The organism is Janibacter sp. CFPM2_SD2 (assembly GCF_057364645.1).
In genome coordinates this window covers 1-7686 of sequence record NZ_JBNFOF010000154.1, presented here as the reverse complement: position 1 = coordinate 7686, position 7686 = coordinate 1, and the positions used below count along the sequence as shown (strand labels likewise).

Annotated in this window: 6 protein-coding genes and 2 pseudogenes; 5 read left to right on the top strand and 3 right to left on the bottom strand. The window is 70.6% G+C overall.

What is annotated here, in order from left to right:
- The 3 genes and pseudogenes from AC2W7J_RS13445 to AC2W7J_RS13435 form a co-directional block, all read left to right on the top strand.
- A pseudogene (locus tag AC2W7J_RS13445) lies at nt 1–330 on the top strand (SAM-dependent methyltransferase); the annotation flags it as partial.
- Between the two features lie 7 nt (nt 331–337).
- Nucleotides 338–1604, top strand: a pseudogene (gene dinB, locus AC2W7J_RS13440) (DNA polymerase IV).
- Between the two features lie 80 nt (nt 1605–1684).
- Nucleotides 1685–2122, top strand: a complete 438-nt coding sequence (locus tag AC2W7J_RS13435; RefSeq protein ID WP_255186101.1) for a DUF3040 domain-containing protein — start codon at nt 1685–1687, stop codon at nt 2120–2122.
- Between the two features lie 69 nt (nt 2123–2191).
- Here AC2W7J_RS13435 and AC2W7J_RS13430 read toward each other — a convergent pair whose 3' ends face one another.
- Together AC2W7J_RS13430 and AC2W7J_RS13425 are read right to left on the bottom strand one after the other, a co-directional pair.
- Nucleotides 2192–2707, bottom strand: coding sequence for a DUF456 domain-containing protein (locus tag AC2W7J_RS13430; RefSeq protein ID WP_255186102.1), 516 nt, complete (start codon nt 2705–2707; stop codon nt 2192–2194).
- A 13-nt stretch (nt 2708–2720) separates the two neighbouring features.
- Nucleotides 2721–2945 carry a DUF7455 domain-containing protein gene (locus AC2W7J_RS13425; RefSeq protein ID WP_072624437.1) on the bottom strand — a complete coding sequence of 75 codons (225 nt, stop codon included), beginning with the start codon at nt 2943–2945 and terminating at the stop codon, nt 2721–2723.
- A gap of 206 nt (nt 2946–3151) precedes the next feature.
- On the opposite strand from AC2W7J_RS13425, the gene AC2W7J_RS13420 reads away from it, so the two are divergent.
- Together AC2W7J_RS13420 and AC2W7J_RS13415 are read left to right on the top strand one after the other, a co-directional pair.
- Complete coding sequence (locus AC2W7J_RS13420) at nt 3152–5287, top strand: DNA gyrase/topoisomerase IV subunit B (RefSeq protein ID WP_255186103.1); 2136 nt, start codon at nt 3152–3154, stop codon at nt 5285–5287.
- Nucleotides 5288–5430: 143 nt separating this feature from the next.
- Nucleotides 5431–6870 carry an APC family permease gene (locus AC2W7J_RS13415; protein ID WP_255186104.1) on the top strand — a complete coding sequence of 480 codons (1440 nt, stop codon included), beginning with the start codon at nt 5431–5433 and terminating at the stop codon, nt 6868–6870.
- Nucleotides 6871–6929: 59 nt separating this feature from the next.
- Here the strand turns inward: AC2W7J_RS13415 and AC2W7J_RS13410 are convergent.
- On the bottom strand, nt 6930–7686 hold a 757-nt coding region (locus AC2W7J_RS13410), incomplete at its 5' end, for a DNA gyrase C-terminal beta-propeller domain-containing protein (protein WP_485982988.1).

The following is a 7686-nucleotide window of genomic DNA, read 5'->3' as shown; positions in this document are numbered from 1 at the left end:
GCCGCCGTCATCGCGCGCGCGATCGCCGGGCGCTTCGACCAGGCCAGGGCCGCGCTGACCAGCGCCGACGGCCGCTGGGGCGACGACGACCCGATCCCGCGCCGCTTCGACCGCGACGAGCTCGGCGAGATGCTCACCCGGGCCGGCTTCACGACCCTCGAGGCCCGCGGCGTGCGTCTCTTCAGCGACCTCGTCCCGAGCGCCTTCGTCGACTCCGACGCCGAGCGGGCCGCCCTGCTCGAGCTCGAGGAGCTCGCCTCGGCCGACGACGGCCGCACCGGTCTGGGCGGCCTGGGGGCCGCGGTCCACCTCGTCGCCCGCCGCGACTGAGGCGACGATGAGCCGGCGTCAGTACCGGCCCCCACCGCGGGCCGGCCAGGGCCCCCCGGACGACACCGGGTGCACGATCCTGCACGTCGACATGGATGCCTTCTTCGCGTCCGCCTCCCTCATCGCCCACCCCGAGCTCGTCGGCACCCCCGTCATCATCGGTGGCGGCAACCGCGGCGTCGTGCTCTCCGCGACCTACGAGGCCCGGGCTTCGGGGTCACCTCGGCGATGCCGATGGGCCGTGCCCGGCGGCTGTGCCCGCAGGCGACGGTCCTGCCACCCGAGCACGAGCTCTACTCGCGCATCTCCTCGGCCATCATGGCGACCTTCGCCGACATCACCCCCTTCGTCGAGCCGCTGAGCAGCGACGAGGCCTTTCTCGACGTCGCCGGAGCCGTGCGCCTCATGGGCTCGCCGGCGACGATCGCCCAGCGCATCCGCGACACCGTCGCCGACGAGCAGGGGATCACCTGCTCCGTCGGGGTCGCGAGCACGAAGTTCGTCGCCAAGCTCGCCTCCGGCCTCGCCAAGCCCGACGGGCTGCTCGTCATCCCCGCCGACGAGGTCGTCACCTTCGTCCAGCAGCTGCCCGTCGGCGCCTGTGGGGCGTGGGGGACAAGACCGAGGAGGCCCTCGCCAGGCTGGGCCTGAAGACCGTCGCCGACATCGCCCACACCCCGCGCCAGACCCTGGTCCGCGCCCTCGGCGAGGCCACCGGCAACCACCTCCACGACCTCGCCTGGGGCCGCGACCACCGCTCCGTCGAGCCGGTGCGCCGCGAGCGGTCCATCGGCAACGAGCGCACCTACGACCACGACGTCGACGACCCCGTCGTCGTCCACCGCACCCTGCTCGCCCTGAGCGACAAGGTCGCCTCCCGGCTGCGGGGCGCCGGCCTCGTCGGCCGCACCGTGAGCATCAAGGTGCGCTTCGCCGACTTCACGACGATCACGCGCTCCCGCTCCCTTCGCGATGCCACCGACGTCTCCCGCGACATCGCCGCGCTGGCCCGTGAGCTCTACGACGCCCTCGGCCTGCAGCGGGCCCGGGTCCGGCTCGTCGGCGTGCGGGTCGAGCAGCTCTCCGAGGCCGCGTCGACCCCGGTCCAGGTCGCTCTCGACGAGCCCGAGCACGGCTGGCGCGAGGCCGACCGGGCCGTCGACCGGGCGAGCGCGCGCTTCGGCGCGGGCAGCGTGCGCCCGGCCAGCCTGCTCGGCGATCGCAGCCGACGGCAGTCCCCACCTACCGCGGGCCCCGGACGCGACCTATCATGAGAAGACCACGGCGGTACTCCCGTCGTGTGCACCCCGCGGGCACCAGCCCGCCAGACAACAGGCGTGGTCAGGAGGTCACCGTGGCGCTGTCGGAGCGCGAGCGGCAGATGCTCGAGGAGATGGAAGAAGCCATCCGGGCTGAGGACCCTCGATTTGCCTCGCAGATGAACGGCTCACGCGCGGTCGGGGGAGACCGCCGTCGCCTCGCCGTCGGCATCGTCGGTGCCCTCGCCGGTCTCGGCCTCGTCCTGCTCGGCATCAACACGATCATCTGGGTCGGCGTCGCCGGCTTCGTGGTCATCGTCGCGTCGGTCGCGCTGGCGCTGACCCCCGGGCGGCCCCGCGAGCAGCACGGTCTGGGCGTCGTCGGCTCCGACGGCACCGTCCGCAGCCCCAAGCCCCGTGGCCCCCGGTCGAAGGGGGGCGCTCGCCCCGCCCGGGCGAAGCGTCAGGGCAGCTTCATGCAGCGTCTCGAGCAGCGTTGGGAGCACCGTCGCCAGCAGGGGCAGGGCTGGTAGGTCCCCGGGAGCGTGGCTTCGGGGGTCTCGAGGGCTCGCTGGCGCTCGCCACCTCGACCACCGGGGCGATCAGTGCGCGAGGACCCCGACGGTCCAGGTCAGCGCGATGAGGGTGGCGGCCGACAGCTCGATGCCCATGCTGTGCAGCACGCCGCGCAGGGCTGACTTCGTCGCCTGCCAGGCCCGCTCGAGGTCACGGAAGCGCACGTACTCGGCGGCGAAGACGCCGAAGACGAAGCCGATCGGCAGGCCGATGCCCGGGATGACGAAGAGGCCGACGATCGCGCCGACGATCCCGAAGCCGAGCGTCATGCCGCCGACTCCCTCGCGCTTCATGCGCCGGCCGGGGATGAGGAACTGCAGGAGCAGGGTCACCGCGTAGATCGCCGCGACGACGCCGAAGGTCACCCACGCGGTCGTGCCGCCGGTGTAGCCGGCCCAGACGAGCACTCCCGCGACGCACAGGAGCAGCCCGGGCAGCACGGGGACGACGATGCCGAGGACACCCACGACGAAGAAGAGGATGCCGATCGCGAGAGCGATCGACGTCGGGTCGTGGGTGGCCTCGGCAGCCAGGGAGAGCACGGCCGGGGGCCGCTCAGCGCTCGTCGACGGGGGCCGACGCGGGGGTGCTCTCGTCGAGACGGGCGGTCTCGTCCTCGATGTCGGCGAGGTCCTTCAGTGCCGGGAGGTGCTCACGCCCATGGTGGGCGCAGAAGAGCAGCTCGCCGCCCGCGTGGAGGCGGGCGCGCACGTAGGCCTTGGCTCCGCAGCGGTCGCAGCGGTCGGCTGCGGTCAAGGGGCTGGCCAGGGTCGCGTTCACGTGTGCCTCATTTCCTGCAGTGTTGCGTGGACGTCTCGGTCAACAGTCAAACACGCGAAAGCCTTCCCGTCCCGCACCCGTTCCGCGCGGCGTGACCGAGGGCACACCGTCGCGGCGCCACCGGCGGTGCCTCCCGGGCGTCGTCGGTGGCGCGGTCTACCCTGCGAGGAGCCCACCGACCCGACGACGCAAGGACGGCCCCCTTCGTGCCTCCGGCAGACACCTCCGCGAAGAAGACCGCGAGCAGCAAGTCCGCGAAGGACTACACCGCGCACCATCTCCAGGTGCTCGAGGGCCTCGAGGCCGTGCGCAAGCGCCCGGGCATGTACATCGGGTCCACGGACCAGCGCGGCCTCATGCACTGCATGTGGGAGATCATCGACAACGCCGTCGACGAGGCCCTGGGTGGCCACGGCGACCGGATCGAGATCGTCCTGCACCCCGACGGCTCCGTCGAGGTCCACGACAACGGTCGCGGCATCCCCGTCGACATCGAGCCGCGCACCGGCCTCACCGGTGTCGAGGTCGTCTACACCAAGCTGCACGCGGGCGGGAAGTTCGGCGGCGGCTCCTACACCGCCTCCGGTGGTCTGCACGGCGTCGGCGCCTCGGTCGTCAACGCGCTGTCCTCCCGCCTCGACGTCGAGGTCGACCGCGGCGGCAAGACCTGGGCCATGAGCTTCCGCCGTGGTGAGCCCGGCACCTTCTCCGACGATGCCGGGGCGAAGGGGGAGAAGTCTCCCGACCACGACTTCGTCCCGTACGACAAGGGCAGCGAGCTGCAGGTCGTCGGCAAGCCCAAGCGCGGCGTCACGGGCACCCGCGTGCGCTACTGGGCCGACCCGCAGATCTTCCTCAAGGGCGCCGGCATCGACCGGGAGGCCCTGGCCGCCCGCGCCCGCCAGACCTCCTTCCTCGTGCCCGGCCTGACCCTCGTCGTGCGTGACCTGCGCGGCGACGAGCCGCTCGAGGAGGTCTTCCACCACGACGGCGGCATCAGCGAGTTCGTCGACTTCCTCGCCCCCGATGCCCCGGTCACCGACGTGTGGCGGCTCGAGGGCACGGGGACCTTCACCGAGACCGTGCCCGTGCTCGACGACAAGGGGCACATGACGCCGACCGAGGTCGAGCGCGAGTGCGGTGTCGACATCGCCCTGAGGTGGGGGACCGGCTACGACGCGAAGATGTCCTCCTTCGTCAACATCATCGCCACGCCCAAGGGCGGCACCCACGTCGCCGGCTTCGAGCAGGCGCTGCTCAAGGTCTTCCGCAAGCAGCTCGAGGTCAACGCCCGCAAGCTCAAGGTCGGCAACGACAAGGTCGACAAGGACGACGTCCTCGCCGGCCTGACCGCGGTCGTCACGGTGCGTCTGGCCGAGCCGCAGTTCGAGGGCCAGACCAAGGAGGTGCTCGGCACCAACGCCGTGCGCTCGATCGTCTCCAAGGTCGTCGAGACCGAGCTGACCTCGCAGCTGACGTCGACCAAGCGCGGCGACAAGCAGATGGCGACGCAGCTGCTCGAGAAGGTCGTCGCCGAGATGAAGTCGCGCATCTCAGCGCGGCTGCACAAGGAGACCCAGCGCCGCAAGAACGCGCTGGAGACCTCGTCGTTGCCGCCGAAGCTGCGTGACTGCCGCAGCAGCGACGTCGAGTCCACCGAGCTCTTCATCGTCGAGGGTGACTCCGCGATGGGCACGGCCAAGGAGGCGCGCAACAGCGAGTTCCAGGCGCTGCTGCCGATCCGCGGCAAGATCCTCAACGTGCAGAAGGCCGCCGTCGGCGACATGCTCAAGAACGCCGAGTGCGCCTCGATCATTCAGGTCATCGGGGCCGGGTCCGGGCGCAGCTTCGACCTCGACGCCGCCCGCTACGGCAAGGTCATCATCATGACTGACGCCGACGTCGACGGCGCCCACATCCGCACCCTGCTGCTCACCCTCTTCTTCCGCTACATGCGCCCGCTCGTCGAGGCCGGCAAGGTCTTCGCCGCGGTCCCGCCGCTGCACCGCATCGAGGTGGTCAACCCCGGCTCGAAGAAGAACGAGCTGATCTACACCTACTCCGAGGCGGAGATGCGCAAGAAGCTGTCGTCGCTCGGCTCGCGCGGCAAGAACATCAAGCAGCCGATCCAGCGCTACAAGGGTCTGGGCGAGATGGACGCCGACCAGCTCGCCGAGACGACGATGGACCCGCGCCACCGGATGCTGCGCCGGGTGACGACCGAGGACCTCGAGATGGCCGAGCAGGTCTTCGAGCTGCTCATGGGCAAGGACGTCGACCCCCGCCGCGACTTCATCGTCTCCTCGGCCGACCAGCTCGACCGGGAGCGCATCGACGCCTGAGGCCGGCTGGGTCCGGTACGACGCGGCCCGTTTGGACACGATCTCGGCGCGTCGCCGCGTCGGTGGTTGCACGCGGACGTGCTCTGGGTCACGGTTAGGGGATCGGTGCGCGCACCCGTGCACCCCCGACCCAGGGAGGACCCATGTCCGACGTCGCCACCTCGGACCATGCCGCAGGTGAGGACAACACCGAGCTCAAGAGGGTCATGGGCCCCAAGCTCCTGCTCCTCTTCATCGTCGGAGACATCCTCGGTACGGGCGTCTACGCCCTGACCGGCGCAGTGGCCGGCGAAGTCGGCGGCGCCGCGTGGGCCCCCTTCATCGCGGCCTTCGTCGTCGCGACGATCACGGCCTTCTCCTACCTCGAGCTGGTGACGAAGTACCCGAAGGCCGGAGGTGCGGCGACCTTCATCCACAAGGCCTTCGGCCTGCACTTCCTCACCTTCATGGTGGCCTTCGCCGTCATGTGCTCCGGTATCACCTCGGCGTCGACCGCCTCCAACGCCTTCGCCGGGTTCCTCAGCGACGGACTCGGCCTCGACTGGGGCCCGAACCAGCTCCTGATCGCCGCGCTGGCCTTCATGCTCGTCATCGCGCTGGTCAACTTCCGCGGCGTCGGAGAGTCGGTCAAGGCCAATGTCGTGCTGACCCTCGTCGAGCTCTCCGGTCTGCTGCTCATCATCTTCATCGGCCTCTACGCCGTGACCCAGGGCAAGGCCGACTTCTCCCGCGTGATGGTCTTCGAGAGCGCGAGCGACAAGAACACCTTCTTCGCCATCACCATGGCGACCTCGCTCGCCTTCTTCGCCATGGTCGGCTTCGAGGACTCGGTCAACATGGCCGAGGAGACGCACGAGCCCTCGCGGATCTTCCCCAAGGTCATGCTCACCGGACTCGGCATCACCGGTGTCATCTACGTCCTCGTCTCGATCACCGCGGTGGCCCTGGTCCCCGTCGGCGACCTCACCGACCCGGACAAGGCCTCGGCCCTGACGCAGGTCGTTGCTGCCGGCGCGCCCGGGCTGCCCTTCGACAAGATCTTCCCCTTCATCGGGATGTTCGCCGTCGCCAACTCGGCCCTGATCAACATGCTCATGGCCTCGCGCCTCGTCTACGGCATGGCCCGCCAAGAGGTCCTGCCTCCCGGCCTCGGCGTGGTCCACAGGACCCGTCAGACTCCGTGGGTGGCCATCATCTTCACCACGCTGATCTCCTTCGGACTGATCAGCTACGTCGTCCTCGACAGCGAGTCGCAGGTCGTCGCGCTGCTCGGTGGCACGACCTCGCTCCTGCTGCTCGCGGTCTTCACCATCGTCAACATCGCGGTGCTGGTGCTGCGTCGCGACAAGGTCGGCCGCGAGCACTTCAGGGCCCCGACCGTGCTGCCGATCATCGGTGCGATCGCCTGCGCCTTCCTCGTCGGCCCGTGGGCCCGCAGCGAGGAGCAGCAGCAGCAGTACGAGATCGCCGCCATCCTGCTCGGTCTGGGCATCCTCCTCTGGGTCATCACCTGGTTCATCAACCGCGCGGTCTACGCCAAGAAGACCTACATGCGCGACCCGGAGCACATCGACCACGACTGAGCTCCACGACGCGAAGGGGGCGACACCGGCGATCCGGTGCCGCCCCCTTCGTCATGTCCTCAGAGGGAGCCGATGCCGCCGATCACGGCGGAGGCGGGGGTGCCGGAGCCGTCGCGGCGGCCGTCGGCCTCGGGGCAGGGTGATCGCCACGCCGTTTGGGCTGCGCGGCACGGGCGCCGGCGCGGCCCCACCCAGGCGGTGACCAGCGCGTCCTCGCCCTTGAGGAAGCGGTGCGCGCGGACGCCGCCCGTGGCGCGACCCTTGCCGGGGTACTCGTCGAAGGAGGTGACCTTCCACGAGCCGGCATCGGTGCCCGGCAGCGCGTCGGAGGAGCCCGAGACGGTGACGACGACGTTGTCGAAGTTGAGGTCGACGGCGCCGAAGAAGACGACCTGGGCCCCGTCGGTGAGCCGGATGCCGGCGACACCGCCGCCACCTCGTCCCTGGGGCCGCACGTCGGCCGCGGAGAAGTGCAGCAGGCTGGCCTGGCTCGTGACGAAGACGAGCTCCTCCTCGCCGGTCGTCAGCTCGACGGCACCGACGACGCGGTCGCCCTCCTTGAGCGAGATCGCCTCCCAGGAGTGGCCCTTGGGGTAGTCGGTGGTGACGCGCTTGACGATGCCGTGCGCCGTGCCCAGGGCCAGCCCGGGGGAGTCGGGCGACAGGCTCATCAGGGTCAGCGGGGTCTCGTCACCGGGCAGGTCGACGTAGGCCGCGAGCGGGGCACCGCCGGAGAGGGTGGGCGCGCCGTTGGAGGGCGGCAGGGTCGGCAGCTCGAGTGCCCCGAGACGCACGACCCGGCGGCCGAGGTGACGA

Bases quoted from the DNA above. Each gene is read 5' to 3' on its own strand.
- AC2W7J_RS13415 (WP_255186104.1), top strand. From the start codon at position 5,431: ATGTCCGACGTCGCCACCTCGGACCATGCCGCAGGTGAGGACAACACC.